The organism is Brucella tritici, from assembly GCF_008932285.1.
Lineage (GTDB): Bacteria > Pseudomonadota > Alphaproteobacteria > Rhizobiales > Rhizobiaceae > Brucella > Brucella tritici.
Window position 1 is genome coordinate 310,676 of sequence record NZ_WBVY01000004.1, and the last position, 14,457, is coordinate 325,132.

The window sequence follows — 14,457 nt, forward strand, 5'->3', positions numbered from 1 at the left end:
TGAACCTCCCGGTACACCGATTATGCCGACTTTTCCTCCCGACGGCAATAAATTTAGATCGATCTAAATAAGTTTAGCCTCGCTCGTCAATCATTAATTGGGATTAGACGACAGATGTTCTTGCCGGTCCACAGGACTGTCTAACCTGCAAATATGTCTCACTGACGATCCGCTCTGCCTGCCTTTCCGAATTTGCCAAGCGGGAAAGAAGCAGTCGAGCAGCGTTTTGGCCAACAGTAACAGGTCGGGTTGACACGGAACTCAGGCGCGGGCGTGTTGCTTCAGCATCGCTTACGTCATCGAAGCCTATCAGGGAAAAATCCTCACCTATTTTTCTCCCGCAATCATAAAGGCCAGCAGAAAGGCCCAGCGCAATCACGTCGTTGAAGCAGATCGCCGCCGTCGGCTCCCGACCGTCCTGAAAGAGTATTGGAGCTGCTTTGGCAATTTCCGGCATTGTATGCGGGAAACGAACAATCATCTCGGAATCGAGGCCTTGCTTTTGCATCGCATCGCGAAACCCTTCGACACGCTCGCGATATGCTGAATGAATCGGCTCGTGTACAGCGAATGCGATTGTTCTATGCCCAAGCCTGGCAAGGTGATTGACCGCCTGTCGCATACCGCCTGCGTAATCAACACCTGCATAGTCAATTCGATCAGTCACATGGCGAAGCACTTGCACTACAGGCAAACCCCAGTCAGCGATCTGCTCGATGAATTCCGGTGCCGTTTCTGCGGTCGGCGACATGATCAAGCCATCTACACCGTGTTCGCGCATACGCTGCGTGAGAGTGCTTTGATTGGCAAAGTTCTCGTGACTATTGGCGAGCAGAACGACCAGCCCTGCTTCACCCACAACGCTGTCTATTCCCGAAAGCAACTCGCCGTAAAACGGGTTGCCGAGAGTGGGCACGATGACGCCAACCGTATTCGACCGCTCTACCCGGAGACTGGCCGCCCCCATATTGTAGACATACCCCAGCTCCTGCAGGGATTTTTCTACTTTCTCGCGCGTCGCCGCTCCCACCAACGGGCTTTTGCGAATGACGAGGGAAGCGGTCGCGCGCGACACATTGGCGTGGCGTGCCACATCCAGAAGCGTAACGCGACTTTTCCTGCGATCGTCACTCGGCATAACTTCACCTATCAGCAAATTGGGTAATGTCCGATCCGGTTGAAGACACATCTCGATAAAATCGTCGACCAGATTCGAAAGGCATATATCAGTTCAGTCTGGCGCGTTGGTCAATCCGTCGGCCAGCAAACCTGCAATCATCATGCAGAAGTGGCTTTGGGTGCATTCCCAACGCCTTAATTATACACACGTTCTCCCCACGATTATCACTTGCCTTTCGTTTTTTTTCATTTCGAATGCTATCGTTTTCGTATTTATTCTGCCATTGGGAGAATCGAAGGTTGATCCTTTGGCAAAAATTGCATTCATATAAGTGCAATGAATATACCGCAGATGTCGGAACTTTGAGGCCATTACCAATGAGCTCGAATGTTCATGCAATCTCACACTCGAGGAGGAAACATGCTTATCCGTCTGATTACGACTTCGGCGCTGACGAGCGCCCTCGCCCTCACCATCGGTTCGCAGGCATTTGCCCAGACGGAACTGGCATGGTGGCACGGCATGACCGGTGCCAACAACGAAATGGTGAATGAGCTCTCGAAAGAGTTCAACGAAAGTCAGAGCGAATACAAGATCGTTCCTGTCTATAAGGGCACTTATCCCGAAACGTTGAATGCCGGCATCGCTGCGTTCCGTTCAAAACAGCCGCCTGCAATCCTTCAAGTCTTCGACGCTGGTAGTGGTGTTATGATGGCGGCCGAGGGCGCCGTGGTTCCTGCCGCTGAGGTATTGGAAAAGGGCGGCTTCAAGTTCGACAAGTCGCAATATTTGCCCGGCATCGTCGCTTACTATTCGAAACCGGACGGCACGATGCTGTCTTTCCCGTATAATTCCTCGTCGCCTATCCTCTATTACAACAAGGACGCCTTCAAGAAGGCAGGCCTCGATGAAAACAACCCGCCAAAAACATGGCCGGAAGTTTTCGAAGCAGCTAAGAAGATCAAGTCCAGCGGCGCGGCACCGTGTGGCTTCACCTCTACATGGTTGACTTGGATTCAGACCGAAAACTTTGCTGCCTGGAACAACGTCCCTTATGGTACCAATGAAAACGGCCTTGGCGGAACCGATGTAAAGCTCGAGATCAATTCACCGCTCTACATCCAGCACTTCCAGTCGATTGCCGATCTCGCGAAAGATGGCACGTTCCGCTATGGCGGTCGCACATCGGAAGCCAAGCAGCTTTTCACCTCCGGTGAATGCGCAATGTTGACCGAATCCTCCGGCGGCCTCGGAGATGTTGTAAAGTCCGGCATCAACTACGGTATCGGTCAGCTGCCTTACTATGAAGGGCACGGCCCGCAGAACACGATCCCTGGCGGCGCAGCTCTCTGGGTCTTCGCCGGTCTAAGCGACGAACAGTACAAGGGCGTTGCAGAATTCTTCAACTTCCTCTCGCAGACCAAAATCCAGGTCAAGCTGCACGAAAAGTCGGGCTATCTGCCTGTGACGCTGGCTGCATACGAGGAAACCAAGAAGTCGGATTTCTATGAGAAAAATCCGGGCCGTGAGACACCTATCCTCCAGATGATGGGCAAGGCACCGACCGAAAATTCCAAGGGTGTTCGTCTCATCAACCTGCCGCAGGTTCGCGATATTCTGAACGAAGAATTCGAAGCCATGCTCGGCGGCAAGCAGGATGCGAAAACAGCACTCGAAAACGGCGTCAAGCGTGCTAACGACGCGATTGCCGCAGCTCAGTAATCGATCACATTGACACAACGCCGCCTGTCTCTGTGGCAGGCGGCCTTGACCCACGAGGAAGCTCCCCGTGCAGAAAGTTACCTTTCCGAATAAAGTCTTGCCCTATTTCCTGCTGGCCCCACAGATCGTTCTGACAGTGGTGTTTTTCTTCTGGCCAGCCAGTCAGGCAATTTATCAGTCCTTCATGCGTGAAGACGCATTCGGATTGAAGTCTACATTTGTGGGACTGGCCAACTTCACAACCGTTCTGGCTGACCCCAACTATCTACACTCGTTCAGAGTAACCATTGTCTTCAATATCCTGACCGCACTGCTTGCGATGGGTGCAGCATTATTGCTTGCAACGGCAGCAGATCGCGTTATCCGCGGCAAGACGTTTTATCGTACGCTCCTGATCTGGCCTTATGCTGTGGCTCCTGCCGTTGCAGGCATGTTGTGGCTATTCATGTTCAACCCGGCGATGGGCACTTTTGCCTATATTCTGCGCCGCAATGGCATCGCCTGGGATCCTCTGCTTGACGGTAATCAGGCCATGGGCCTCGTCGTCGTCGCAGCCGCATGGAAGCAGATTTCTTATAACTTTCTGTTCTTTGTTGCAGGGTTACAGGCAATTCCTAAATCGTTAATCGAAGCAGCCGCCATCGATGGCGCGCGAGGATCGCGACGATTCTGGTCTATCGTATTTCCACTTCTCGCACCCACATCATTCTTCCTGCTGGTTGTGAACACTGTCTACGCCTTCTTCGACACATTCGGCATCATCCATGCTGTGACAGGCGGAGGGCCTGCCAGAGCAACCGAAACGCTAGTCTATAAGGTTTACAATGACGGCTTCGTCAACCTGAACCTCGGCTCTTCTTCGGCACAGTCCGTTATTCTGATGGCAATTGTTATTGCCTTGACAGCCTTTCAGTTCCGCTTCGTCGAGAAGCGTGTGCATTATTCGTGAGTGAGGCGACAATGATAGAAAAACGCCCAGTCTCAAATCTTATCGGCCATCTGATCTTGATCGTAGGCATCATTATCGTCGCCTTTCCGATCTACTATACCTTCGTCGCTTCGACGATGACTTCGACCCAGATCATCCGCCCGCCAATCTCGCTGTTGCCCGGCGATCATTTCGTGGAAAACTACGGCGAAGCCATCTTCGGCGGTGTAGAGCGCGTCGTCGGCGTAAGTCTCGAGCGACTTCTTTGGAACTCGTTCGTGGTCGCCATGGCCATCGCTGTCGGCAAGATCATCATCTCCTTCATGTCGGCGTTCGCGATTGTGTTTTTTCGCTTTCCACTACGCATGTTCTTCTTCTGGATGATCTTCATAACGTTGATGCTCCCGGTGGAGGTCCGTATCCTGCCCACCTACAAGGTGATTGTGGATCTCGGCTTGATCGACACCTATGCGGGCCTCACGCTGCCATTGATGGCGTCCGCGACGGCAACATTTCTGTTCCGCCAGTTCTTCCTCACCATTCCCGGAGAACTGGTTGAAGCAGCGCGTATCGACAACGCTGGCCCATTCCGGTTCATGCGGGATATTCTGCTTCCCCTTTCAAAGACGAATATTGCAGCGCTTTTCGTCATTCTCTTCATTTACGGATGGACCCAGTATCTCTGGCCACTGCTTGTTACCAATGACGCCAAGATGAATACGATCATCATTGGTTTGCGCCGTATGGTCGATTGGGCCGATGCGTCCACGCCTTGGAACTACGTCATGGTAACCGCCATTCTAGCTATCATCCCACCGATCCTCGTTGTGGTGCTGATGCAGCGCTGGTTCGTCAAAGGTCTCGTTGAAACGGAAAAGTAATGAGCAAAATCGTTCTTGATATCGTCCGCAAGAGCTATGGCGGCAATGTCGAAGTCATCAAAGGCGTGTCGCTGGAGATTAACGACGGCGAATTTGTAGTGCTGGTTGGCCCTTCGGGCTGCGGTAAATCCACTCTTCTGCGCATGATCGCCGGTCTGGAAGGCATCACATCCGGCACAATCTCTATTGGAGAGCGTGTGGTCAACGATGTTGAACCTGCAGAACGCGATATCGCCATGGTATTCCAGAATTATGCGCTCTATCCGCATATGACGGTTCGAGAAAATCTTGCCTATGGCCTGAAGAACCGCAAAACGCCAAAAGACGAAATCGAACGTCGCATTGCCAAAGCGGCAAAGGCACTCGAAATCGAGCCTTTTCTTGAGCGTAAGCCGCGCCAACTTTCCGGTGGTCAGCGCCAACGCGTTGCCATGGGGCGTGCAATTGTGCGTGAACCCGCAGCTTTTCTCTTTGATGAACCGCTTTCCAATCTGGATGCCAAACTGCGCGTGCAGATGCGTGTAGAGATCAAGCGCCTCCAACGCTCGCTCGGCACCACCAGTGTTTACGTGACACATGACCAGATGGAAGCCATGACCATGGCAGACCGTCTCGTCGTGCTGAATGCGGGCCATATCGAACAAGTCGGCACACCGATCGAGCTCTATGAAAAGCCCGCCTCCACATTCGTCGCAACGTTTATCGGCTCGCCGTCTATGAACCTGCTGCAAAGCGAAGACACCACTGGCTGGAAAACTGGCAATGCAGTGAAAACACCCGGCGGAAACTTCACCATCGGCGTTCGTCCGGAAGATATCCGTATTCTGGAGGATGGTGAACCGGATGCTGATGGTTTCAATGCAACGGTCCGGATTGAAGCTGTCGAACTTGTCGGCGCAGAAAGTTATATCCACGCTGGTTTGCCGGACGGTAAGCCGCTGATTTTCCGCGTTGCAGGACGCTCGGCACACAATATCGACGAGACCGTCAGGGTCGGTGCCCTAGCAGGAAATGTGCATGTTTTCGGCGGTGACGGTCAGCGTTTAAATGATTGACATCAAAGCGGGTTGCGCCCTCAAGGGAGCGCAACCCGCTATAATAATCGATTTCTGTTTTAAAAATTATCCGCTACACAGAAGTGGAATATTTTTCCGCCTGTGAGGAAATTCCGATAGATGACGCATCAGCAGATACTCTCCTTTGCAGTAATCATACTCATGATGGGGACGTTTATCTGGGGCAAATTCCGTTATGATGTGGTTGCACTCTGTGCGCTCCTCCTGGCAATAGCTGTTGGAGTCGTCCCCTTTGATCAGGCTTTCTCAGGTTTCAGCGATGACATTGTTATCATTGTTGGCAGTGCCTTGGTGGTGAGCGCAGGCGTTGCACGTTCAGGTCTCATGCAAGCGGCTGTCCAACGGTTCTTGCCAGAAATGAACAGCGTCAGACTACAGCTCGTCGTTCTGGTGGCAGTCGTTACCGTTCTCTCCGCCTTTGTGAAGAACGTCGGTGCACTGGCAATCATGATTCCAGTCGCTTTTCAGTTCGCGCGCCGCTCCAACGTATCCCCTTCGACCTTTCTCATGCCCATGGCATTCGGTGCACTGCTCGGCGGTTTGATGACCCAAGTAGGTACTTCGCCGAATATCGTCGTTTCTCGTATACGTGGCGAGATGGTCGGCGAACCATTCACTATGTTTGACTTCACCCCCGTTGGTGCAGTGCTATCAGCCGTAGGGCTCATCTATCTGGCGCTTTTTTATTGGCTCGTTCCACAACGCACTCGCGAAAACGTATCGCTGGACGAGGCAATCAAGATCAAGAATTACGCCTCCGAAGCACGTATTACTAAATCTTCGACGATGACCGGCAAGCGCGTGACCGATCTCATCAAGGCGGCTGAAGGCGAAGCGATGGTGACTTCCATCATACGCAACGACCAGCGATTGACACCACTTCCCGATACGATGCTGACCGAAGGAGATGTCGTCCTTCTCGAAGGAGACCCAAAGGCGCTCGATGCGATCATAAGCGCTGGAAAACTCGCCTTGTCCGAAAATCGCGACCCCTCCGAGACTAGCGGTTCCACCGACATCGAGGTGGTAGAAGCCGTTATCGGCAAGAATTCTCGCCTCGTCGGACTGACAGCCCAGAGACTTGCCCTTTTCGCGCGCTATGATCTCAACTTGCTGGCTGTCAGCCGACCGGGTGAACGTATTACCGAACGTCTCAGTGAGGTCATTCTACGCTTCGGTGATGTGATCGTGTTGCAGGGCAGACAGGCAAATCTATCCACCTTCCTGCCAGAGTTCGAATTACTGCCGCTCGCCCGCCGCAAGCTGATGCTCGGCAGTGTCAGGCGTGGATTGATCCCACTCGCCATTCTGATCGCCGCCATCGGGGCAACCGCATTAAGCCTTGTGCCTGTCGCAGTCGCTTTCTTTGCCGCTGCCGTCGCCATGCTCTTGTTTAAGGTGATCCCTCTCAACGAGGTCTATGACGAAATCGACGGCCCAATTCTAGTGATGCTTGCGGCACTCATCCCTGTTTCGGATGCGTTACGAACAACCGGCGGCACAGATCTCATAGCAGAAGGGCTCGCCACAGTCGGCCATCAATTGCCGCCAGCAGGTGCATTGGCGCTCATTCTTGTGGCCGCAATGATGGTGACACCATTTCTCAACAATGCCGCAACGGTGCTTGTTATGGCTCCCATCGCAACAAGTTTCGCTTCCGGACTTGGTTTCAAGCCGGAAGCATTTTTGATGGCAGTTGCGATCGGCGCGGGTTGTGATTTCCTCACACCAATCGGCCATCAATGCAATACGCTGGTCATGGGACCGGGCGGTTACAAATTCAGCGATTATCCGCGTCTGGGATTCCCACTATCAATCATCATAGCGATTGTAACGGTTCCCACATTGATGTTCTTCTGGCCACTGAAATAGCGCTAAAGCTGAACTGAGCGTATCCATTCGACGCTATCGGAGACTATCTTTTCCACAGGCTCGGCAATGTCTGCGCGGAAAACCTGCGGTTCGCCAACAGGGCTTTCCAGCGTAGCGATCTGGCTTTCCAGCATCGTTACCGGCATGAAATGCCCGGTGCGATGCCCCATGTGCTCGTGCAATACTTCAAAGCTGCCGTCCAGAAAGACAAACAGCACTGGCGCTCCTGCCGCAGAGCGAAGACGATCACGATAGCTCTTCTTTAGTGCGGAGCAAGAAATGACAATTCCATCGGTCGAGGCCGCTAGACGTTCACCAATTTTGTCGAGCCAAGGCCAGCGATCCTCATCCTGTAAAGGTATACCCGCTGACATCTTATCGACATTGGACTTCGGATGCAGGGAGTCGCCTTCAAGAAACGGGAGAGCCAGCGCATCAGCAATTTTCTCACCGACGGTCGATTTTCCGGAACCCGAAACACCCATAACGATAATACGCAGCATCAGTTCCTCATACACTAGCGGTCATGCCGCCATCGACGTGCAAAACCTGTCCATTTACGAAAGAAGAAGCATCGCCGCTCAGGAATACCGCAGCGCCGACCAACTCTTCCACATCGCCCCAACGGCCCGCCGGCGTTCTTTTTTCCAGCCACGCCGTAAATTCGGGATTATCAACCAATGCCTGATTCAGCGGCGTCTTGAAATAGCCGGGAGCAATCGCATTGATCTGCAGGCCATGTCTGGCCCAATCGGTGGCCATGCCGCGTGTCAGGTTACGGATTGCCCCTTTTGTCGCCGTATAGGGCGCGATGGAAGGCCGCGCTAGTTCACTTTGAACCGAAGCAATGTTGATTATCTTGCCACGTCCTCGCGCGATCATATGGCGTGCAGCCGCCTGTCCAGCATAAAAAGCGCTGGAAATATTGGTTCCCAGAAGCTGTTGCCATTTCTCGATCGGAAAATCTTCGAGCGGGGCGCGATACTGCATCCCGGCATTATTGACCAGAATATCGAGTGCCCCGATTTCCCCTTCAATCCCATCGATGGCCGCGCGAACTTCTTCGGCATCCGTCACATCAAACGCAGATGCAAAGATCGTATGGCCCTCTTTTTCCAATAGCGCGACCGCCGCATCCACCTTGGTCCGATCACGACCATTGATGATTACCGTCGCGCCATGTTCTGCAAGCCCTCGCGCCAATGCAAAACCGATGCCCTGGCTGGAACCAGTAATCAGGGCTATGCGCCCTTCCAGACTGAAAAGTTCGAAAGAAGAAGCCATCAGAAAGTTTCCAGTTTGAGACCGACGCGGCTTGCTGCCTGCACAATGTGGTGGCGCATCACTTCACGTGCTCGCAAGGGATCACGTGAATGGATAGCATCCCTGATTGCCGTGTGCTCATCGATTGTGATTTCGACAATCTGTTCAAGCACCGCTCGTGCACGCGCCGCATTGATTGCCTGATTGATCCTCTCGGCAATGAAACCGAGGACCAATGGAAAATACTCATTATGTGTTGCGGAAGCGAGTGCGCGGTGAAATGCGAGATCAGCAGCTATACCTGTATCTGTCCATTTTTTCGAGCCGCTCATTTCCGCTAGTGCTTCATTAAGTTGCATCATGTCGTGTTCGTCATGATGCACTGCCGCGAGCCCGGCAGCTTCTATCTCCAGCGCCATTCGCAACTGGAACAGGCTGCGGAAACTATCACGATTGGCGAGTGTTTCAGGCTCTATGCGAAGAGCATGCCGCCGGTCGGGTTCCGTTACGAAAGCACCTACACCCTGTCGAGTTTCAACCAGGCCTTCATTGCGCAATTGGGCAATCGCTTCACGTACAACCGAGCGACTGACACCGAAGCTCTGTGCGAGATTATGTTCTGTCGGGAGCTTTTGTCCCGGCAGCAGGCTACCTTCACTGATCTGCCGCGTAATTTCGGAAGCGATGCGTCCGGGAAGCTGCTCATTGCGCCTGATTTCACCAAACAAAGTGATAAAGTCTCCCTGATTGCCCGTGCGATTGGTGTGTCGTCACCCTTTTGAAGAGTCAAGCAAAAGCTGGCAGCCCGGATTCATGATATTATCCGGATCAATGACCTGCTTGAGAGTTTCAAGCAGTTTTCGTCGTGCAGGATCAATACGCTTTTCGAAATCGTCCCTTTTCAAGCGACCGATGCCGTGTTCGGCGCTAATGCTACCCGCATAGCGATCCAGGACAGCATTGATCGTTTCCTTTGCAAGCTTGATCTTCTTGTCTTTCGTCGCAACATCGAGATTGCTTTCCGGAATGACATTGAGATGCACATTCCCATCGCCGACATGTCCGTAAGAAACGGCGAGACAATCTGGAAGTATCTTGGTCAGTTCCTGTTCAGCTTCGGCAACGAATGATGCCAGTTTTGAAAGCGGTACAGAAATATCGGTACGAAGGTGCTTACCGCGTAACGCCTGCCCCTCATTCATGGCCTCACGAAATGACCAGAGATTTTGACCTTGCGCACGAGAGGACGCGATTGTTCCGTCAAGAACGAGGCCGTCTTCCATTGCGCCAGCGAGAAACTGTTCCATCAAGGATAGTATATCGACCAGCCCCGAACCTGAAATCTCCATCAAGACATAGGCGGGGTACTGTCCAAGCGGCATGGCAAGCTCTGGTATCGCCTCTTGCGCCAATGTAAATGCAACCGGCGGCATGAATTCAAAAGCAGACATCAAATCACAGCAGTGCACACGCGCGCGCCTATAAAGTGCAATCGCATCACCGAGCGAATTGAGTCCCAGCAAGGCAGTTTCCACCTTGTCCGGCAAGGGCATAAGTTTGACTGCTACGCCGGTCACCACTCCCAGAATGCCTTCTGCCCCGATAAATAGCTGTTTCAGGTCAATGCCGCGATTGTCTTTCCTCAGCGTCGAAAGACCATTGAATATCGTACCGTCTGGCAGCACAACCTCCAGTCCCAGGATCAACTCGCGAGTCATGCCGTACCGCAACACATTGATGCCGCCGGCATTGGTGCTGACATTTCCCCCGATGCGGCAGCTTCCCTGTGCGCCGAGGGCTAATGGAAAAAACATCCCTTCGGCTGCCAGTTTGTCTTTCAGTTCGGAGAGAATGCAGCCAGCATCCACAATCGCTGAAAAATCATCCGGATCGACCTTACGAAGACGGTTCATTCGCTCAAGGCTTATAATGACAAGATTATCTTGACCATCCGGCACGCCGCCTTGCACAAGACCGGTATTTCCGCCTTGCGGAATGATGGATAATCCCAGTGAGGCGCAGGCTTTAACCGCAGCAGAAACATCCTCTGTCGAACGCGGACGAATGACGGCAACCGCCGTATTTGCCACATCTCCCGGCCAGTCGCGACAATAGCCAAGCATGTCGTTTGGCCCGGTCATAACCAGATCGTCGCCCAAAAGAGCAACGAGATCAGTTTGCTTGTTTCCGGTCATGTGCCCCGAACCGTACATGATATCCTCTTGGCTTTCCCGATGCGCAATGTGCTGTCGCGGATGTACGACAGTCTTTGAGATGCGACAGGCTTTTCCGTTTCATTCCTGTGGCAAGACGGAGAAAACTGTTTTCAACGCTTACATATAAGGTTATCAGACAACCCTACAACACAAATCTGATGGGAGATCGGATAAGTGTCGAAGTGGTAGCCAACGTGAGACATTCGAATAGGGTCGGCTGCAAGGCAGGGAGGAGGCTTTCTAAATGCATATCGCAATCATCGGTGCTGCAGGTATGGTCGGACGCAAGCTAACGCAGCGTCTTTCAAACGATGGTCATCTCGGGGAAACCCCAGTTGAAGAGCTCACACTTATCGATATCGTAGCAGCAGAACGTCCGAGCGGCTTTGCAGGATCGGTCGATACTCTCGCAGCGGATATATCCACCATGGAAACCGCTCAAAAGATCGTGTCAGGACGCCCTGACGTTATCTTTCACCTCGCAGCAATCGTGTCCGGTGAAGCAGAGGTCGACTTCGATAAAGGATATCGAATCAATCTGGATGGAACCCGGCATCTGTTCGACGCAATCAGGCTTGCCCACATTGCCGATGGCTATAAACCTCGCGTGGTTTTCACGTCGTCTATTGCCGTTTTTGGTGCTCCGCTCCCCTACCCGATCCCCGATGAGTTTCACACCACCCCGTTGACAAGTTACGGTACGCAGAAGGCAATCAGCGAGCTCCTGTTATCGGACTACACCCGGAGCGGCTTTTTTGACGGTATCGGCATTCGCCTGCCGACGATCTGCATACGCCCCGGCAAACCGAACAAGGCCGCATCCGGCTTCTTCTCCAATATCCTGCGTGAGCCGCTCTCCGGGCAGGAAGCAATCTTACCTGTTCCCGAAGATGTCCGGCATTGGCATGCTTCACCACGCTCAGCCGTCGGCTTTCTGATCCATGGAGCCACCATCGATACGGAAGCAGTTGGAGCACGTCGCAATCTCTCCATGCCTGGTCTCAGTGCCACTGTAGGCGAGCAGATTGAAGCGTTGCGTCGCATTGCCGGAGAAAAAGCCGTCGGTCTGATCCGACGTGAACCAGACGAAATGATCATGCGTATGGTTGCAGGCTGGGCTCCCGGTTTCGAAGCAAAACGCGCACAGGCTCTTGGCTTCATCGCAGAAACATCCTTTGATGAGATCATTCGCGTTCACATCGAAGATGAAATGGGAGGCAAGCTTTGACACGCAAGATCGCTTTTCTTGGAACCGGCCTGATGGGCGCACCAATGGCCAGTCGGCTACTGGATGCCGGCTTTGATGTAACCGTCTGGAATCGGAACAGCGCCAAGTCTGCTCCTCTCACAGAAAAAGGTGCCACACTCGCTCAATCGGCCACCGAGGCAGTGGAGACGGCGGATGTTATCATCACGATGTTGACCGACGGTCCGGCGGTACGCGACGTTCTTTTCGACCAAGGGGCCGCTGCCGTCTTGAAAAAAGGCAGCGTCGTCATCGATATGAGTTCAATTTCGCCAGACTTCGCGCGCGAGCACGCCAAGCGTCTGGCGGCAATAGGCGTCGATCATATCGATGCCCCGGTTTCCGGTGGCGTAGTGGGTGCGCAGGAAGGCACGCTTGCCATCATGGCCGGAGGAGATGAAGCAGTCATCTCTGGCCTAGCCGATGTTTTCAAGCCGATGGGGCGCTTTACCCGCGTTGGCCCGTCAGGTGCCGGTCAACTCGCAAAACTTGCCAATCAGCAGATTGTTGCCGTAACCATCGGAGCGATTGCAGAGGCAATGGTCCTGGTCGAAAAGGGTGGCGGGTCGCGCGCCGCATTTCGAGACGCTATCCGCGGCGGTTTCTGTGAAAGCCGCATTCTCGAATTGCACGGCAAGCGGATGATCGAGCGCAACTTTGAACCGGGCGGCACATCGCGCATTCAGCTTAAAGATCTCAATTCGATCCTCCAGACCGCGAGCGACCTATCGCTGAGCTTGCCATTGACCGAGACCGTACGCGAAGCTTTCGCATCTTTCGTGGAGGAAGGCGGTGGCGAGAAGGATCACAGCGCCCTGCTCCTGCATCTCGAAAAGCTTAACGAGAGCCATAAAGGCTAGCGCGCTGGCAATCCAATTGCATTTGGGAGGTGCAATGAAGATCACCGCAATCGAAACCACTCGCATCGCCGAACGGCCAAACCTGTTGTGGGTGGAAGTTCACACAGACGAAGGGATTACCGGACTCGGTGAGACCTTTTTCATGTCTGAGACTGTTGAGGCTTATCTGCACGAATATGTCGCGCCGCGCGTTCTCGGTCGCGATCCGCTGCAGATTGATCTGCTGGCTTCAGATCTTGTGGGGTATCTCGGTTTCCGTTCAACTGGCGCGGAAGTGCGTGGCAACTCCGCTTTCGATATCGCCCTGTGGGATTTATACGGCAAGGCTGCAAACCTGCCGATCGCCCAACTTCTCGGCGGCTTCAGCCGTCAATCCATCCGCACGTATAATACCTGTGCCGGAACGGAATACATCAAGAAGGCAACTGGCCAGCAATCCGCCAATTATGGTCTGGCTGCTGCTGGAGCTAATTATGACGATCTCAATGGCTTCCTGCACCGGGCAGACGAACTTGCACTCTCGTTACTGGACGAGGGCATAACGGCGATGAAAATCTGGCCGTTCGACATGGCAGCGGAAAAGACCCGCGGGCAGTATATCTCTCAGCCTGATCTAAAGGCGGCATTACAACCTTTCGAAAAAATCCGCACGGCTGTCGGTGACCGCATGGATATAATGGTCGAGTTCCATTCCATGTGGCAGCTTCTGCCAGCCATGCAGATCGCCCGTGAGCTAGCACCTTTCAAGACCTTTTGGCACGAAGACCCGATCAAGATGGACAGTCTTGGCAGCCTGAAACGTTATGCGGAAGCAAGCATTGCGCCAATCTGTGCTTCCGAAACTTTAGGAAGCCGCTGGGCGTTTCGCGACCTTCTCGAAACCGGTGTGGCTGGCGTCGTCATGCTTGATCTGAGCTGGTGTGGCGGCCTTTCAGAAGCCCGCAAAATCGCAGCTATGGCGGAAGCTTGGCATCTACCGGTCGCACCACATGACTGTACCGGGCCAGTTGTCCTCTGCGCTTCGACGCACCTGTCACTGAATGCGCCGAATGCATTTATTCAGGAAAGCGTTCGTGCGTTCTACAAGACCTGGTATCGCGATCTGGTCACGGCTTTGCCTGAAGTAAAGAACGGTATGATTAGGGTCCCCCCCGGTTCGGGCCTCGGCATGGAACTCAATCCGGAAATGGACAAGGCCTACTCGGTCAGCCGCAGAAAAACAGATCGATCTAATTTTTGATGCGACCACGACCTGAAGGCTGGACTCAACTCC

The 14,457-nt window shown here is 53.4% G+C and carries 13 protein-coding genes; 8 read left to right on the plus strand and 5 right to left on the minus strand.

Annotated elements, in window-relative coordinates:
* Positions 1-103 precede the first annotated feature (103 nt).
* Positions 104-1,138 (minus strand): LacI family DNA-binding transcriptional regulator, encoded by a 1,035-nt coding sequence (locus F9K94_RS16035; protein ID WP_151646877.1) that lies wholly within the window; start codon positions 1,136-1,138, stop codon positions 104-106.
* Positions 1,139-1,540: 402 nt separating this feature from the next.
* On the opposite strand from F9K94_RS16035, the gene ugpB reads away from it, so the two are divergent.
* The 5 genes from ugpB to F9K94_RS16060 all read left to right on the plus strand — a co-directional run bounded on the left by ugpB (position 1,541) and on the right by F9K94_RS16060 (position 7,599).
* Positions 1,541-2,842, plus strand: coding sequence for a sn-glycerol-3-phosphate ABC transporter substrate-binding protein UgpB (gene ugpB / locus F9K94_RS16040; RefSeq protein WP_181394237.1), 1,302 nt, complete (start codon positions 1,541-1,543; stop codon positions 2,840-2,842).
* 67 nt (positions 2,843-2,909) lie between these two features.
* Positions 2,910-3,791 carry a sn-glycerol-3-phosphate ABC transporter permease UgpA gene (ugpA, locus tag F9K94_RS16045; RefSeq protein ID WP_061347106.1) on the plus strand — a complete coding sequence of 294 codons (882 nt, stop codon included), beginning with the start codon at positions 2,910-2,912 and terminating at the stop codon, positions 3,789-3,791.
* 11 nt (positions 3,792-3,802) lie between these two features.
* Entirely contained in the window at positions 3,803-4,651 is an 849-nt protein-coding gene (gene ugpE, locus F9K94_RS16050; RefSeq protein WP_061347105.1) for a sn-glycerol-3-phosphate ABC transporter permease UgpE, read from the plus strand.
* Complete coding sequence (locus tag F9K94_RS16055; RefSeq protein WP_151646879.1) at positions 4,651-5,706, plus strand: sn-glycerol-3-phosphate import ATP-binding protein UgpC; 1,056 nt, start codon at positions 4,651-4,653, stop codon at positions 5,704-5,706. The genes ugpE and F9K94_RS16055 overlap by 1 nt, the downstream gene beginning before the upstream one ends.
* 120 nt (positions 5,707-5,826) lie before the next feature.
* On the plus strand, positions 5,827-7,599 hold the full coding sequence (locus F9K94_RS16060) for an SLC13 family permease (RefSeq protein ID WP_151646881.1): 1,773 nt from the start codon (positions 5,827-5,829) through the stop codon (positions 7,597-7,599).
* Positions 7,600-7,601: 2 nt separating this feature from the next.
* On the opposite strand, the gene F9K94_RS16065 is transcribed toward F9K94_RS16060, so the two are convergent.
* The 4 genes from F9K94_RS16065 to F9K94_RS16080 are packed head-to-tail and all read right to left on the minus strand — an operon-like array spanning position 7,602 to position 11,075.
* Positions 7,602-8,102, minus strand: coding sequence for a gluconokinase (locus F9K94_RS16065; RefSeq protein WP_151646883.1), 501 nt, complete (start codon positions 8,100-8,102; stop codon positions 7,602-7,604).
* A 7-nt stretch (positions 8,103-8,109) separates the two neighbouring features.
* Positions 8,110-8,883, minus strand: a complete 774-nt coding sequence (locus F9K94_RS16070; protein ID WP_151646885.1) for an SDR family oxidoreductase — start codon at positions 8,881-8,883, stop codon at positions 8,110-8,112.
* Positions 8,883-9,590, minus strand: a complete 708-nt coding sequence (locus tag F9K94_RS16075; protein ID WP_151646887.1) for a FadR/GntR family transcriptional regulator — start codon at positions 9,588-9,590, stop codon at positions 8,883-8,885. The genes F9K94_RS16070 and F9K94_RS16075 overlap by 1 nt, the downstream gene beginning before the upstream one ends.
* A 42-nt stretch (positions 9,591-9,632) precedes the next feature.
* Positions 9,633-11,075: an FAD-binding oxidoreductase gene (locus tag F9K94_RS16080; RefSeq protein ID WP_151646889.1), complete on the minus strand. Its 1,443-nt coding sequence runs from the start codon at positions 11,073-11,075 to the stop codon at positions 9,633-9,635.
* Positions 11,076-11,322: 247 nt separating this feature from the next.
* Here F9K94_RS16080 and denD point away from each other — a divergent pair, with 247 nt between their 5' ends.
* The 3 genes from denD to F9K94_RS16095 are packed head-to-tail and all read left to right on the plus strand — an operon-like array spanning position 11,323 to position 14,424.
* Complete coding sequence (gene denD / locus F9K94_RS16085; protein ID WP_151646891.1) at positions 11,323-12,306, plus strand: D-erythronate dehydrogenase; 984 nt, start codon at positions 11,323-11,325, stop codon at positions 12,304-12,306.
* Complete coding sequence (locus F9K94_RS16090) at positions 12,303-13,184, plus strand: NAD(P)-dependent oxidoreductase (RefSeq protein WP_151646893.1); 882 nt, start codon at positions 12,303-12,305, stop codon at positions 13,182-13,184. The genes denD and F9K94_RS16090 overlap by 4 nt, the downstream gene beginning before the upstream one ends.
* Before the next feature lie 34 nt (positions 13,185-13,218).
* Complete coding sequence (locus F9K94_RS16095) at positions 13,219-14,424, plus strand: mandelate racemase/muconate lactonizing enzyme family protein (protein ID WP_151646895.1); 1,206 nt, start codon at positions 13,219-13,221, stop codon at positions 14,422-14,424.
* Positions 14,425-14,457 lie beyond the last annotated feature (33 nt).

Coding starts and splice junctions, on each gene's coding strand:
- F9K94_RS16035 (WP_151646877.1), bottom strand. CDS start 1,138: ATGCCGAGTGACGATCGCAGGAAAAGTCGCGTTACGCTTCTGGATGTG.
- ugpB (WP_181394237.1), top strand. CDS start 1,541: ATGCTTATCCGTCTGATTACGACTTCGGCGCTGACGAGCGCCCTCGCC.
- ugpE (WP_061347105.1), top strand. CDS start 3,803: ATGATAGAAAAACGCCCAGTCTCAAATCTTATCGGCCATCTGATCTTG.
- F9K94_RS16055 (WP_151646879.1), top strand. CDS start 4,651: ATGAGCAAAATCGTTCTTGATATCGTCCGCAAGAGCTATGGCGGCAAT.
- F9K94_RS16060 (WP_151646881.1), top strand. CDS start 5,827: ATGACGCATCAGCAGATACTCTCCTTTGCAGTAATCATACTCATGATG.
- F9K94_RS16065 (WP_151646883.1), bottom strand. CDS start 8,102: ATGCTGCGTATTATCGTTATGGGTGTTTCGGGTTCCGGAAAATCGACC.
- F9K94_RS16070 (WP_151646885.1), bottom strand. CDS start 8,883: ATGGCTTCTTCTTTCGAACTTTTCAGTCTGGAAGGGCGCATAGCCCTG.
- F9K94_RS16080 (WP_151646889.1), bottom strand. CDS start 11,075: ATGTACGGTTCGGGGCACATGACCGGAAACAAGCAAACTGATCTCGTT.
- denD (WP_151646891.1), top strand. CDS start 11,323: ATGCATATCGCAATCATCGGTGCTGCAGGTATGGTCGGACGCAAGCTA.
- F9K94_RS16095 (WP_151646895.1), top strand. CDS start 13,219: ATGAAGATCACCGCAATCGAAACCACTCGCATCGCCGAACGGCCAAAC.